General features: G+C 62.4%; 13 protein-coding genes and 1 tRNA gene. 8 read left to right on the forward strand and 6 right to left on the reverse strand.

The features are described from left to right. Positions 1 to 69: 69 nt before the first annotated feature. From QMO80_RS20785 to QMO80_RS20800, 4 genes are all read right to left on the reverse strand, one after another. Positions 70 to 654 (reverse strand): class I SAM-dependent methyltransferase, encoded by a 585-nt coding sequence (locus tag QMO80_RS20785; protein WP_283198167.1) that lies wholly within the window; start codon positions 652 to 654, stop codon positions 70 to 72. Next, positions 644 to 976: a type II toxin-antitoxin system RelE/ParE family toxin gene (locus tag QMO80_RS20790; protein ID WP_283198168.1), complete on the reverse strand. Its 333-nt coding sequence runs from the start codon at positions 974 to 976 to the stop codon at positions 644 to 646. Before QMO80_RS20790 ends, QMO80_RS20785 begins: the two co-directional genes overlap by 11 nt. Continuing rightward, positions 963 to 1211, reverse strand: a complete 249-nt coding sequence (locus QMO80_RS20795; RefSeq protein ID WP_283198169.1) for a transcriptional regulator — start codon at positions 1209 to 1211, stop codon at positions 963 to 965. The genes QMO80_RS20790 and QMO80_RS20795 overlap by 14 nt, the downstream gene beginning before the upstream one ends. Positions 1212 to 1557: 346 nt before the next feature. Beyond that, the gene (locus tag QMO80_RS20800; RefSeq protein ID WP_283198170.1) at positions 1558 to 2658 is read right to left on the reverse strand and encodes a branched-chain amino acid aminotransferase; all 1101 of its coding nucleotides are present in this window, start codon (positions 2656 to 2658) and stop codon (positions 1558 to 1560) included. Between the two features lie 317 nt (positions 2659 to 2975). On the opposite strand from QMO80_RS20800, the gene QMO80_RS20805 reads away from it, so the two are divergent. Then, complete coding sequence (locus QMO80_RS20805; RefSeq protein ID WP_283198171.1) at positions 2976 to 4196, forward strand: PLP-dependent aminotransferase family protein; 1221 nt, start codon at positions 2976 to 2978, stop codon at positions 4194 to 4196. A 294-nt stretch (positions 4197 to 4490) separates the two neighbouring features. Here QMO80_RS20805 and QMO80_RS20810 read toward each other — a convergent pair whose 3' ends face one another. Together QMO80_RS20810 and QMO80_RS20815 are read right to left on the reverse strand one after the other, a co-directional pair. Further along, a complete protein-coding gene (locus QMO80_RS20810; RefSeq protein ID WP_283198172.1) occupies positions 4491 to 5534 on the reverse strand; it encodes a DUF2278 family protein in 1044 nt (347 codons plus the stop codon). 100 nt (positions 5535 to 5634) lie between these two features. Then, entirely contained in the window at positions 5635 to 6693 is a 1059-nt protein-coding gene (locus tag QMO80_RS20815; RefSeq protein WP_283198173.1) for an aldo/keto reductase, read from the reverse strand. 295 nt (positions 6694 to 6988) lie between these two features. Between QMO80_RS20815 and QMO80_RS20820 the strand changes: the two genes are divergently transcribed. The 7 genes from QMO80_RS20820 to QMO80_RS20850 all read left to right on the forward strand — a co-directional run bounded on the left by QMO80_RS20820 (position 6989) and on the right by QMO80_RS20850 (position 14166). Next, positions 6989 to 7966 carry an ABC transporter substrate-binding protein gene (locus tag QMO80_RS20820; protein WP_283198174.1) on the forward strand — a complete coding sequence of 326 codons (978 nt, stop codon included), beginning with the start codon at positions 6989 to 6991 and terminating at the stop codon, positions 7964 to 7966. Positions 7967 to 7973: 7 nt separating this feature from the next. After that, the gene (locus QMO80_RS20825; protein WP_283198175.1) at positions 7974 to 9668 is read left to right on the forward strand and encodes an iron ABC transporter permease; all 1695 of its coding nucleotides are present in this window, start codon (positions 7974 to 7976) and stop codon (positions 9666 to 9668) included. After that, entirely contained in the window at positions 9656 to 10675 is a 1020-nt protein-coding gene (locus tag QMO80_RS20830; RefSeq protein ID WP_283198176.1) for an ABC transporter ATP-binding protein, read from the forward strand. Before QMO80_RS20825 ends, QMO80_RS20830 begins: the two co-directional genes overlap by 13 nt. Positions 10676 to 10792: 117 nt before the next feature. Continuing rightward, positions 10793 to 11902, forward strand: coding sequence for an endonuclease/exonuclease/phosphatase family protein (locus tag QMO80_RS20835; RefSeq protein WP_283198177.1), 1110 nt, complete (start codon positions 10793 to 10795; stop codon positions 11900 to 11902). Between the two features lie 8 nt (positions 11903 to 11910). Beyond that, entirely contained in the window at positions 11911 to 12681 is a 771-nt protein-coding gene (locus QMO80_RS20840; RefSeq protein WP_283198178.1) for an NUDIX hydrolase, read from the forward strand. 274 nt (positions 12682 to 12955) lie between these two features. After that, positions 12956 to 13867, forward strand: coding sequence for a PhzF family phenazine biosynthesis protein (locus QMO80_RS20845; protein ID WP_049733535.1), 912 nt, complete (start codon positions 12956 to 12958; stop codon positions 13865 to 13867). Between the two features lie 223 nt (positions 13868 to 14090). After that, positions 14091 to 14166 (forward strand) — tRNA-Lys (locus QMO80_RS20850). Positions 14167 to 14255: the final 89 nt, after the last annotated feature.

Raw genomic sequence — 14255 nt, forward strand, 5'->3', positions numbered from 1 at the left:
CGTGAGGTGATTCCGCGCTTTGGGCGATATGCAACAAGCTGCTGCAGTTAAAGGCCGGGGCTTCGGCCTTTAACGTTCCGCGCTCACGGTCAGCCAGCGGGTCGGCTTGCCGTCATAGCCGCCGCCGTCGCTTTCCTCGATGGCGAGGTTTTGCCAGCCGCCTTTGGTCAAAAGCGCCGACAGCCATTCGCGTGAGGGGTAGTTGTAGTAGCGCCCGAAGCCGTCATGGCCTTCCGCTTCTCCCGCCTTGAAAGTTGCGTGAAGGAGGCCGCTGATTTTCAGCGCCCGGCGGATGCGGGCGAAGACGTCGGGCAGTTCAGGCCTCGGGACGTGGAGAAGGCTCGCATGCGCCCAGACGCCGTCGAAGGCGCTGTCGGCGTCGAGTTCGTGGAACCGCATGACCTTGACCGGCCTGCCGATCAGCGCTTCCGCCTGTCTGGCAAGCTCGGCGGAGCCATCCGTCGGTGTCACGTCGAAACTGTGCGACAGCATGTAGGCGCTGTCCTGGCCGCCACCGCAGCCGAGTTCGAGGATAGCGCCACCCGGTGTTATGCCGGCGAGGAAGGCATCGAGCTGCTGCTTCGGCAGGCTGCGCGCCCGGTTGGCGTATGTCTCGGCGTTTTCTTCGTAAAAGGCGGAGGTGTCACGAGGCATGCGGGTCTGCCGTTGGGGAGCGTCGTTTGGATTGAAGATGTCTTTCGGGAAGCCGGTCGGCGCCGATGATGTCGATGACGAGGATGCCGTCCGGTATTTCGCGGTAGAAGGCGACGTGGCGCATGTGGAGGAGGCGGCGGAGGCCGGAGCCGAGTTCGTCGCACTCGTCTCCCATGGAGGGCGCGCGTGAAAGAAGCACGAAAATCCTGTCCCAATCGAGAAGATAGGCATCCGCCTGCGCCTCGCCGAAATGCAGGCTGGCATATTCGTCGATGCCCGACAAAACGGCGTCTGCGGTTCGGGTCAGCCTATAGGTGGTCACGCAGCTTCGCCTTTGTTTCCATCAGAATATTGGCAATGCGCCGGTCGCTGATGCCGCTTTCCTCAGCCAGCCTCAGAATCTCGCGCACTTCTTCGTCATCGAGCTTGCGGTGGTTCTGATCCTTCAGGACGAGTTCCGCCAGATAGGCGCCGGCACTGCTGTATCTGCCGCTTGCAACACGGCGTGCGACGTAGTCCGCCAGGTTATCCGGAAGGGAGATCGTCATTTTCGCCATTGAATTCAGTGCCGTCCGTCCATGCCGGTCTCGGCGTCCCCGATGCCAGATTACCATTTCCCACTTTATGATAGAAGCGTTGTTCGCCGCCGTCGAACACTTGGGTCACATCAAGGTCAGTCTTTTTTATCGACATAGACGCCCCGTTCGAAATCCTTGAAATCGGCGTCGCAGGTCAGAATATCCGCATCATGGCGGTAAGCTCGAGCTGCACGATCGCCGGTGCAATACATTGATCGCTCCGGCGAGGACGGATTATATCTCCTAGCCCGATGGCTTTGCGGGCGACGGAGAGCGGCCCCACCTGTCGGTGTTGACGCCGCCGGTCGCGTGGAACGTCCGAAGTTCAGCTCGGGATGAGGCGCGTCCAGCCGTGCTCATCGTTCGTTACGCCCTTCTGCAGACCGACGAGCTGCTGGCGCAGCTCGCTGGTCAACTTGCCCGTCTGTCCGTCTCCGACCAGAAACTCGCCGCCGGCATGTCGAACCAGGCCGATGCCTGCCAGGACGGCGGCAGTACCGCAGGCGAACGCTTCGACGAGCCTGCCGCTGGCAGCGTCGTCTTGCCATTCCGCGAACGAGTAGGGGCGCTGCTCGACGCGCAAGCCCCTTTCTTCGGCGAGCACGATCACGGAAGCCCGGGTGATGCCCGGCAGGATCGTGCCGCCAAGGGGCGGGGTCACCACCGATCCATCGTTCATCACGAAGAAGACGTTCATGCCGCCGAGTTCTTCGACCCAGCGATGCTCTGCGGCATCAAGGAAGACCACCTGATCGCAACCCTTTTTGGTCGCCTCGGCTTGCGCCACGAGGCTGGCTGCGTAGTTTCCGCCGCATTTTGCGGCACCCGTGCCGCCGGCAGCTGCACGGGTGTATTCGGTCTCGACCCATAGGGAAACCGCCTTTGCGCCGCCCTTGAAGTAGGCGCCGACCGGAGAGGCGATGATGCAGAAGACATATTCCTGAGCCGGACGAACGCCGAGGAATGCTTCGTTGGCGAACATGAAGGGGCGAAGGTAGAGGCTGGCGTCGCCGGAGGGTATCCAGGCCTTGTCGACACGGACCAGTTCTTCGACCGCCTTCAGGAAGAGTTCTTCCGGCACGGGAGGCATCGCCATGCGGGTCGCCGACTGCGCGAAGCGGCGTGCGTTCTCTTCAGGCCGAAAGAGCAGAATCCGGCCATCATCCGCCTTGTAGGCTTTCATGCCTTCGAAGATTTCCTGAGCGTAGTGCAGCACGGCGCTCGCAGGATCGAGCTCCAGGGGGCGCCTCGGCGTAACCTTCGCGTCGTGCCAGCCCTTGTCGGCAGTCCATCGTGCCAGGACCATATGATCCGTGAAGAGCTTGCCGAAGCCGGGCGTTTCGAGTGCCTGAATGCGATCGGCGTCCGGGACGGGAGACTTGTGGAGTTCGATTTTGATTTCAGGAGAGGCGGACGTCACGGTCATTTCTGGCACCTTGATAGTAAATTGAATAGTGGCGGCGACACTACCGCCGCCGCCCTCGTCTTGGAAGGGTCTGAATCAGCCGCTTTCGACTTTGATCAGAGGAATAATCGCTTGATGTGGCTGACGTCGAGCAGCAAATTCGCAACCGGGCGCCTTCGATGCCGGATGGTGGCTGCATCAACTGAAATCCCGACCATCCAAAGGCTTTTGAATATAAGAATCCAACATGTCACCATGACAGGAAAATAGGTCAGTATTGTTGACATAAATTTCCTGGCATGGTCTTTTGTCGGGAATAGAAAACACGAGGAATCCCCATGCTGAACTGGGATACCATGTTTGCATCGCGCTCGTCGCGCATGCGCGCATCAGAGATCCGCGAGCTCCTGAAGCTTCTCGACCGGCCCGATATCATCTCCTTTGCCGGCGGCATTCCGGATCCGGCGCTGTTTCCCGATCGGGAGTTCAAGCAGGCCTATGCCGATATCTTCGACGGCGCTGCCGTCAATTCGGCGTTGCAATATTCGGTCAGCGAAGGCTACAAGCCGCTGCGCGAATGGCTGGTCCGGCAGATGACCGATCTCGGCATCCCCTGCGAACTCGACAATGTCTTCATCGTCTCCGGCTCGCAGCAGGGGCTCGATTATCTCGGCAAGCTGTTCCTGTCGCCGAACGATACCGCGCTTGTGACATGGCCGACCTATCTCGGTGCGCTGCAGGCCTTCAACGCCTATGAACCGGCCTACGACCAGCTGACGCCGAACGGCAACCGGACGCCGGAGTCCTACCGTGCGGCCGCAGCGGCAGCCGGCGGCAAGGTGAAATTCGCATATCTCTCCGCCGACTTCTCCAATCCGACCGGCGAAACGGTCGATCTTGAGGGCCGCAGGAAGGTTTTGGCACTGGCCGAAGACCTCGACATCGCCGTCATCGAAGACGCGGCCTATCAGTCGCTGCGTTACGACGGCGATCCGATCTCGCCGATCCTGGCGCTGGACATCGCCGAAAAGGGCCATATCAACGATACGCGCACGATCTATTGCGGCAGCTTTTCCAAGACGCTGGCGCCCGGCCTTCGTGTCGGCTTCATCGTCGCCAATGCCCCCGTCATCCGCAAGCTGGTGCTGATGAAGCAGGCCGCCGACCTGCATTCCTCGACGATCAACCAGATGGCGATATCAGATGTCGCCGAGCGGGGCTTCGACGCGCAGGTCGCCAAGATCAAGGCTGCTTACGTCAAGCGCCGCGACTGCATGCTGGCAGCGCTCGAAAAATATATGCCTGAAGGCACCAGCTGGACGAAGCCGGAAGGCGGCATGTTCATCTGGATCACGCTGCCGGAAGGTATGGACGGCGCCAAGCTTTTGGCGAAGTCGCTGGAAACCGCCAAGGTCGCCTTCGTGCCCGGCAAAGCCTTCTTCGCCGACGGTTCCGGCGCCAACACTTTCCGCGTCAGCTTCTCCTGCGCCAACGAGCAGATGATCGAGGACGGTATCGGCCGGTTGGGCAAGCTGATCGCGGCCGAGATTGGTGGGTGATTGCTGCGGCGGCTACGACAACGGACGTACCGTGTGGCCCCTTCATCCGACCCCCTTCGGGCCACCTTCTCCCCGCTGGGGAGAAGAGGGGAGCAAGCCGCTTGCTTCTCTTTCCACCGCAGACGTTTTAGGAAGTGAGACGTTGCCACGATTCCCCTTCTCCCCAGCGGGGAGAAGATGCCGGCAGGCAGATGAGGGGGCTACACGGCACGCCCTCTCCTCCAGAGGGAAGGGTAGGCGATTTATCTTTCCCTCCATCACGAACGCTTCTCAGGCAGCCAGAAAGAACACCAATCAGAAGATCGTCGTCCAGCCTTCGTTGGCCGTTTCGCTCTTGCCGTAGCCGACGCGGTCGGCAACGGCTCCGTCGGCATTGCGCAGGATGATGTCGCCGCCGCGGTTGGCGAGCTGCGGGCCGCCGGCCGCGGCGTCGAGCGCGATCGTGCGAATCTCGCCCGCGGCAAGCGTTCCCGACAGCGTCTGAGTGCGACCATTCTCGTCCTCCAGCTTCCAGCCGTCGAGCGATGCGGCCATGTCGGAGCGGTTGATGATCGTCACCGTTTCGGCTTCCGTGCCGCCTGCGCCGTTTACCGGGTTGATCAGCGCGGCGATGATGCGCAGCGACGAGGCGACGATCGGCTGCGGCCGGCGCGTGCCTTCGCCGCGGCCCTGGCCGCCGCGGTTTTCGGAGACGGGATGGCCGGTCGCCGCATCGGTGTTCCAGTTCTGCGACTGGAAGCAGAGGAAGATCGCCGCCCATTCGTCGGTATCGTTGAAATGGACGAGCAGTGCGCCGTCCTGGTTCGGCCCATTGGTGGCCTTGAAGCTGCCGCCGTCACCCTGGTTCATGTGGATGTCGTGAATACCGTTGCCCGGCTCGAATTCGAAATATTGGTCGGGCTTGTTATTTTCAGGCCCCCAGGCTTCGCCGAAGGCGTAGAAATGCACATCGGAATCGGCAATGCCTTCCTGGACGATCGGCTCGATGAAATCACGCAGGTCGTTCTTCGGGCCAGATAGCTGGAAGGGCGCGACATTCATATCCTCGCGCTCGATCAGCCCGCCGCGGACATAATCGATCGCGAGCTCCGGACGATCCTTGCGGATGTCGGTCAGGCCCATCGGCAGCTCTTCGAGCGCTTCCGTCAGCGCCGGGTGCTTGAAATCGACGATATTGGCGTAAAGCAGGTCGTGCGGCGATTCCTTCGAGCGGACGTTGAGCGCGATGCGGTAGCTGACGCCGTTCGCCTCGATGCGGATCTCGATATGGGGATCGTTGTCGTCATCAAGGGCGAGCGCGCTCGCTGTACCCTTCAGGACCTTGTAATTCTTCAGCATGGCGAACCTCGCGGGAGTAGCGGGGTCTTACGGTAACACGGCGAAAGTGCATCTTTTGTGACGCCCGTCTTTCGCCGTGCAACGCTTGATCCATGATCGCCTATCGCTGGAGATGCGGGCCGAGCAGCTCGAGATCGGCTTCACCAAGCCTGTCGCTCGCCGTGTTCAGCTGGTGCCAGTAGGGATAGATCACCGGCGGCAGGCTGACGGCATCGAGGCGCTTGCGCTCTTCCTGAGTGAGCTTCAGTTCGGCGGCGGCGATGTTGTCGCGGAACTGGGCTTCGGTGCGGCCGCCGATGATGACCGAGGTCACCGCTTTGCGGCCGATCAGCCAGGCGAGCGCCACTTGAGCGGCCGAGACGCCGCGTTCTTCACCGATCGCCACCAGAGTCTCGACGATGTTCCAGAGGCGGTTCTCGTCGCGGATCGGCGGTTCGGTCCAGCCGGCGAACTGGCGCGTGCCTTCGGGCGCGGCCTGGTTGCGGCGGTGTTTGCCGGAAAGCAGACCGCCGGCCAGCGGGCTCCAGACCAGCACGCCCAGGCCCTGGTCGATGGAAATCGGCAGCAGCTCGTATTCGGCGTCGCGTGCTTCCAGCGTATAATGGATCTGCTGGCTGACGAAGCGCTGGTAGCGGTGCTCGTTGGCGATGCCGAGCGCCTTCATGATGTGCCAGCCGGAATAGTTCGAGCAGCCGACGTAACGCACCTTGCCCTGCCTGATCAGTGTGTCGAGAGCTTCCATCGTCTCTTCGAGCGGCGTCTGGCCGTCCCATTCATGCACCTGATAGAGGTCGATGACATCGGTCTTCAGGCGTTTGAGGCTCGCTTCGCATTCCCGGATCAAATGGTAGCGCGACAGGCCCTGGTCGTTCGGGCCGTCACCCATGCCGAAGCGGGCCTTGGTTGCAAGCAGCACGCCTTGCGGTCGCTTGCCGGAGAGTACATCGCCGATGATGTTTTCGCATTCGCCGTTGGAATAGGCGTTGGCAGTGTCGATAAGGTTGATGCCGGCATCAATGCACATATCGATCATCTTGCGCGCCTCGGAGACGCCGAGGTCGCCGACGGTCTTCGCCCATCCGACGCCGCCGAAGGTCATCGTGCCCATGGTCAATGTGGAGATCTTCAGGCCGGAACGGCCGAGCGAACGATATTCCATTGAAACTCCTCCTTCGTCGAAATGTGCCTCATCGAAATGCGACTGACCTACCGCAAAGCGGCCGGATGGCAAATGGCCAAACGTTCACGCCTGCGTGAAGCGGCTCAGCCCGCTCGGAGCTTACGCTTTCAATTGCTGCCAAGCGAGGATGATACGGTCTGCTTCGCAAAGATTCGGACAGGATCAACCGGCTTTGCCCCGTGGCCGCCAGCAGCCTTCGCAACTGCTGCGTCCTGTCACATCTCTGTCAACGACCCCTAATAAGGGAGGGGTATCGAAATTGAGGATCCTTCCCATGAAAACGATCGTTTCCGCCGCAGCCCTTGTCGCCGCGAGCTTGCTTGCCATTCCGGCTTCGGCCGCAAACCTCGTTCTCTATACCAGCCAGCCGAACGAAGATGCGCAGGCGACGGTCGATGGTTTCATGGCCGCCAATCCCGACATCAAGGTCGACTGGGTGCGCGACGGCACGCCGAAGATCATCGCCAAGCTGCAGGCTGAGATCCAGGCCGGCAATCCGGTCGCCGACCTTCTCCTCATCGCCGACATGGTGACGCTGGAACGCCTCAAGGAAGACGGCAAGCTGCTCGCCTACAAGTCGCCGGAAGCCGCACAATACGACGCCACGCTTTACGACGCCGACGGCTACTATTACTCGACCAAGCTGATCACCACGGGCATCATGTACAACACCTCGGCAGCGATGAAGCCGACAAGCTGGAAGGACCTGACCAAGCCTGAGGCCAAGGGCCTCGTCACCATGCCGAGCCCGCTCGCTTCGGGCGCTGCTCTCATCCATGCTCAGACGCTCGCCGCCGATCCCGGCCTCGGCTGGGACTTCTACAAGTCGCTTGCCGAAAACGGCGCGATCGCCGCCGGCGGCAACGGCGCCGTGCTGAAGTCGGTCGCCTCGGGCGAGAAGGCTTACGGCATGGTCGTCGATTACCTGCCGATCCGCGAGAACGCCAAGGGCGCGCCCGTCGAGTTCGTCTTCCCGAGCGAAGGCGTTTCCGCCGTCACCGAGCCGGTCGGCATCCTCGCCAGCAGCAAAAATGCCGAGGCCGCCAAGAAGTTCGTCGATTACGTGCTCTCGGAAAAGGGCCAGGAAGGTTTCGTCAAGCTCGGCTATATCCCGGCCCGCAACGGCATGAAGCTGCCGGAAGGTTTTCCGGCGCGCGACACGATCAAGGTGCTGCCGATCCATGCGGCCGATGCGCTGAAGAATACCGACCAGGATCTGAAGACCTTCTCGGGCATTTACGGCTCGAACTGATCCTTTCATGCAATTCTCTGCAAGATCGGGAAACAGCCAGCCCGCCTGGCTGTTTCCTTTTATCGTCATCACCGTGCTCGTCCTCAGCGTGCTGCCGCTCGCCCGCCTTGCCATGGCAGGGATTGCGGCCTTTGCCAGCGGCGGCGTCATCGATGTGCTGAGCGAGCCGTCGCTCTGGCAGGCGACCTATTACACCCTCGTCACCTCCGTTCTCGGCACGATCGTCTCGCTCCTGATCGGCTGCCCCTTCGCCTTCCTGCTGACGCTGACGGACATTCCGGGCAAGGGGCCGCTCAGCTTCTTCTTCGTGCTGCCGATGATGATCCCGCCGCAGGTGACGGCGCTTGCCTGGGTGCAGATGTCGGGGCCGTCGAGCCCGCTGCTGAAGGCGCTTTCGCTTGCGCCGCCGCTCGGTTCGCCGCAGCCGCTTTATTCGGTCGGCGGCATCGCGCTGCTCTACGGCGTCCAGCATGCGCCACTCGTCTATCTCGCGCTCCGGGCCGGGCTGATGACGCTGCCGCGCGACGGCGTCGAGGCCGCACGGCTTTCCGGCGCCTCCAGCTTTCGGGTGTTCCGTGATATCATCCTGCCGCTGTCGTTGCCCGGCATCATCGCGGGTGCCGCGATCTCCTTCGTCTCCTGCACCGGCAATTTCGGCATTCCCGCCATTCTCGGCATCCCGGCTTTGATCTTCACGCTGCCGACGCTCATCTTCACCAAGTTTTCCGCCTTCACCAGCCGCACCTTCGGTGATGTCGCCGTGCTCTCAGGCATCATCGCGATGATCTCGGTCGCAGGCTTGATGATCCAGGACCGGGCGCTCAGAGGCCGCGATTACCGCGTCATCGGGTTGTCCGGTGCCAATGCTGCCTTCGAGCTTGGCGTCTCGCGGTTCGTGTTCACGCCGCTTCTCTGGGCAATCCTGTTCTTCATGCTCGCCGCACCCTTCTTCGCGCTCGTCGCCGGCGCGCTGGTGCCGGCCTATGGCGTGCCGCTCACCTTCAAGACCATGTCGCTGCATGCCTTTCAGGAGATCCTGTTCCGGCAGGCGGTGACGCGCACCGCTTTCGTCAACTCGATCTCGCTTGCCGGCGCCACCGCCTTATGTCTCCTGGTGGTGACCGTGCTTACGGCCTATGCGCTGACGCGGCGGAAGGATGCGGTGTCCCGCTTCGTCGCCAGCCTGATCGAGATACCCTATTCGCTGCCCGGCATCGTCATGGCGGTCGCCTTCATCCTGGTCTTCGCGGCACCGATCCCGTTCCTCCACATTTCGCTCTACGGCACGATCTGGATCATCCTCATCGCCTATTTCTCCTCCTTCTTCGCCGTCAGCCTGAAACCCGTCGTCAGCGCCTTCCACCAGCTCGATCCGGCGCTGGAGGAGGCCGCACGTCTTTCCGGCGCCGGCTTCTTCCGAAGGCTTTCCGATATCATCGTGCCGCTGATTGCGCCCGCCGCCGGCGCCTCCGTCATCCTCGTCTTCCTGATCGCCTGCAACGAGCTGACGATCTCGGCACTGCTCTGGTCGGCCGGCACGCAGACGCTTGGGGTGGCCATCTACAATCTCGACGACAGCGGCAGTTCCGACCTTGCCTCGGCGCTCTCGGTGCTCGTCGTCCTCATGGTCGTCGCCATGATGCTGCTGCTCGAGCTTCTGGCAAAACGCCTGCCGAAAGGAGTGGTCCCATGGCGCAACTGATCCTCAACCAGTTGGCCAAGGATTTCGGCACCGGGCGGGCGGCTGTTAGCGGCTTTTCGCTCGATGTGCGCGAGGGCGGCTTCCTGGCGCTGCTCGGGCCGTCCGGCTGCGGCAAGACGACGGTTCTCAGGATGATCGCCGGCTTCGAAGCGCCCTCCGACGGTTCGATCCATCTCGGCGAGCGGCTCATTGCCGATGCCGCGCGGTCGCTGCCGCCGGAGAAGCGCAACATGGCGATGGTCTTCCAGTCCTATGCGCTCTGGCCGCATATGAGCGTTGCCGACAATGTCGGCTATCCCCTGAAGGTGCGCGGCATCTCCGGCCAGGCTTACCGGGCGAAGGTCGCCGAGGCGCTTTCCACCGTCCGGCTTGGCGATTACGCCGGGCGGCGGCCGGCCGATCTGTCCGGCGGCCAGCGCCAGCGCGTGGCGCTCGCCCGCTGCCTGGTGACCTCGCCCGACGTCGTGCTGCTCGATGAGCCGCTCGCCAATCTCGACCGGCACCTGAAGCAGGAGATGGAGGAGACCTTCCGCGAGTTTCACCAGCGCTCGGGTGCAACGATGATCTACGTTACCCACGACCAGAGCGAGGCGATGGCGCTGGCGACCGATGTCGCCGTGATGTCCGAAGGCCGCCTGCTGCAGGTGGCTCCGCCGGCCGAGATCTATGCCCGCCCGGAAGGCCGCATCGTCGGCGGCCTAATCGGGCGAGGGGCCATCCTGACGCTGCCGGTGATGGGCGGCGAACGCCATCTGGAATGGGAGGAGCTGCAGGATGCGCTGCAGGCGGCCAACACCGATGGCGCCGATATTCTCGTGCGGCCGGAAGATGTGGTCATCGGCGGCGAGGGGGCTCCTGCAACCGTCGAATCCGTGCTGTTCGAGGGCGAACGTTATGCCGTCAAACTCACGCTCGGCAACGGCCAGACGCTACGCGCCTACAGCCGCGTTGCTGTCGTGCCCGGCGAAGCGCTTCGTGTCGTGATCCGCACGGGCTGGCGACTTTGATAGATACGGGCAATCGCTTCGGGCTCAAAGAGGGCGGTTGTCCGCATATTTCTTGGCCTGCCATCTTTTCCCCGGGTGATTGCCGGATAAGGTACTGTCCGCAACCGGATCCTTGCCATGTCGCTTCGCCTCGCCACCTTCAATGTCGAAAATCTGCTGACCCGTTTCGATTTCACCGGTTTCCGCAACCAGCTGCGCCAGGACCGTGTCATCAAGCTTTTCCAAGTGTCGAGCGAGGGCGTCTATCAGCAGCTGGAGCAGGCCCGGGTGATCGCCGCCACAGACGACACGCGACAGATGACGGCGCTGGCGATCGCCGATGCGGATGCCGATATTCTCTGCCTGCAGGAAATCGACAATATGGCCGCCCTTCAGGCCTTCGAATACGGCTACCTCTTCCGCATGGTCGGAAACGGCTATCGGCAGAAATATCTGGTCGAGGGCAATGACAGCCGTGGGATCGATGTCGCCGTGCTGATGCGCGAGGAAACGCGCGACGGCCAGAAGATCGAGGTCCGGGATGTCAGAAGCCATGCGATGACGACCTATCGCGATCTCGATCTCTTCGACGGGGAGCTGGCGCTCACCAACCGCATCGACGACAAGATCTTCAAGCGCGACTGCCTGGAACTCGACCTCCTGATCGGCGGCCGGCCGTTCTCGCTCTATGTCGTGCATTTCAAATCGATGGGCAATCCGCGCGACGGGCTGGATGGGCGGCAATCGACGATGCCGATCCGCCGCGCCGAGGCGCGCGCCGTGCGCCGCATCATCGAGGATCGCTTCGGCGCCGGGCACACGGCCAAGAACAGTTTCGCCATCTGCGGCGACATGAACGATTACCAGGAGCGCGTCGATGTCATCGGTCGGCGTGGCACCGATTACCGCTTCGAGCATCACGACGAAGCCGAAAGCGCGCTCGACGTTTTTAGCCATGACGGCTTTGCCGAAAACGTCGTGCGTCGCCGTGATCCCCTCGACCGCTGGACGCTCTATCATGCGCGTGGGCCGCAGGAGCAGTGGCTCTGCCAGCTCGATTATCTCTGGCTTTCGCCGGAGCTCGCCGCCCACAATGCCGGCCGGCTGCCTGATATCATCCGCAGCGGCCAGCCCTATCGCACCATCTTCCCGCCGGGGCAGGAGGTGGAGCGTTATCCGCGCACAGGCTGGGACCGGCCGAAGGCGTCCGATCACTGCCCCGTCGTCATGACACTGGATCTCCCCTGAGAACGAACATGAAAACCAATTTGAACATGAATTTTGCAAACAGCGATTTTTCCGACGAGTTTGCCGGCTGGCCGCCGGAAGCCACCGTCTTCCCGATTGCCGGCGCCGATCTTCGCGTCTTGCCCGGCAGCCATCCCTTCGTTATCGCCGAGGAGGCGGCGATCCGCGAGAATTGGGCCAAGGAAATCGCCGCCAACCCGGCGCTGTTCGACGGCCGCCTGGTGTTCCAGCAGCGGCTGTCGCTCAGTGAAGACGGGATTGCGGGTGAGGGTTACGTCACTCCCTTTTCCGCTTTCATGTGGTGGCGCCGGCAGCCGCAGCGTCAGGGCGGCCTGCATATCTTTGCCTATCCGGTTCTCGAAAGCGTCGACGGCGCGCTGGTGGCGATCCGCATGGGCGCCCATACCGCCAATCCCGGCCAGGTCTATTTCGCCGCCGGCTCGCTGGAGCAGGAGGATATCGTCGACGGGCGCTGCGACATCGAGGCCAATATGCGCCGCGAAGTCCACGAGGAGACAGGCCTGAACCTCGCCGACGCGGCGGCGGGACCGGGGCTCTACGCCAGCTATTCCAGACGCACGGTAACGCTGATGCGGCTCTTCCGCTTCGACATGACGGCGGACGAGATAGTGAAGCGGATCGAGGCCCATATGCTGGTCGCCGAGGACAAGGAGATCGCCGGTGCGGTGGCGATCCGCTCGGCGGACCCCGCGGCGCATCCTTACAACATCTCGATGCTGCCGGTGATTGAGTGGTATTTCGGCAAGGCCGGCGTATAGGAGGGGTGAGGGCCGGAGGCCGACCTCGTCCTTCGAGACCCCTGCGTGGCACCTCAAGATGAGGTCGGAGAGAGGTCGCGGCACTCTCCGCAACGCATCCATATCGGCGCGGCATCCTCCACTTCCCTCATCCTGAGGTGCGTAGGCCGAAGGCCGGAGCCTCGAAGGACACGCTCCAGCTGTGCTCCTTGCATTCCATCCGACTTTAGCGCCTTGCACTCCGCCGTTTGGTCGGGCAGGTTGGCGGCGCGATGACCGATTCAAGGAGGCCGATGTGGCGCGAAGCTACAGCGTCTATGACGTGTTCACCGATCGAAAGCTTGCGGGCAACCCGCTGGCGGTGATCTTCGACGGAGACGATCTCAGCGACGAGGCGATGCAGGCGATCACCCGGGAGATCAATCTCTCCGAGACGGTGTTCGTGCAGCCTTCGAGCAATCCCGCCTATGCGGCGAAGCTCAGGATCTTCACGCCGGGGCGCGAGCTGCCGTTTGCCGGCCATCCGACGGTCGGCACGGCGGTGGCGCTGGCCGAGCGGGCGCATGGCGCGTCGACGCTCGATCTCGTGACGGTGCTTGAGGAAAATGTCGGGCCGGTGCGCTGCGCCGTGCGGCTGAGGGAGGGCGAGGCGAGTTTTGCCGAATTCGACCTGCCGCGGAAATCGCAGCCGGCCATCATGCCGCTCGACAAGCTCGGCATGGCCGATGCGCTGTCGCTGAAGGTGACCGAGATCGGCTTCGAAAATCACGTGCCGTCGGTGTGGAGTGCCGGCGTTCCCTTCCTGCTCATTCCGGTGCACGACGTCGGAGCCGCGCAGCGGGTGGAATTCGATCCGCAGCTCTGGGAAAAGATCGTGCCCTTCGTCGAGGGTGCGCTTGCCTCGGCCTATGTCTATTGCCGCGGCGGCGTCAATCACGTGGCGAAGTTCCATGCGCGCATGTTCGCAAGCGGCATGGGGATCGTCGAAGATCCCGCCACCGGCTCGGCGGCGGCCGCACTTTCCGGCGCAATCCACCATTTCGACCGGCTGACGGACGGGCATCACCCGATCATGATCGAGCAGGGCGTCGAGATGGGCCGGCCATCCTTCATCCATCTGCATATCGATGTCGACGGCGGGGCTATCTCGAATGCTCGGATCGGCGGCCAGGCGGTGCGGCTGGCGAGCGGCACGCTCGACCTTTGATTTCATTGGAACGCCGCGTGTCCGGCCAGACGCGTGGCCCTCTATCGCTTTGAATCTGCGCCTAATCCTTGCCGAAAACCGCTTCCGATTTGCGGGCTTATGCCCTGCATTTCAGCCATGCCGAAAAATCTTCGCGATTAACCAAAGAAAATTCGCCGATGCGCTGGACAAGCCTGCCGATCCTGTTTATACGCCCCGTCACACCGCGCAGCCAAGCGCGAACGGGTGATTAGCTCAGTTGGTAGAGCAGCTGACTCTTAATCAGCGGGTCGTAGGTTCGAGCCCTACATCACCCACCAAATTCTCAATTTGTTATCAATTGCTTGCCACAGATGCGTCTGTTGAGGACGATCGTCGGGCGACCCTCTTCTCTATGGCAACGCTTTGT

The organism is Rhizobium sp. BT03 (assembly GCF_030053155.1).
In the GTDB taxonomy this organism is placed as follows: Bacteria; Pseudomonadota; Alphaproteobacteria; order Rhizobiales; family Rhizobiaceae; genus Rhizobium.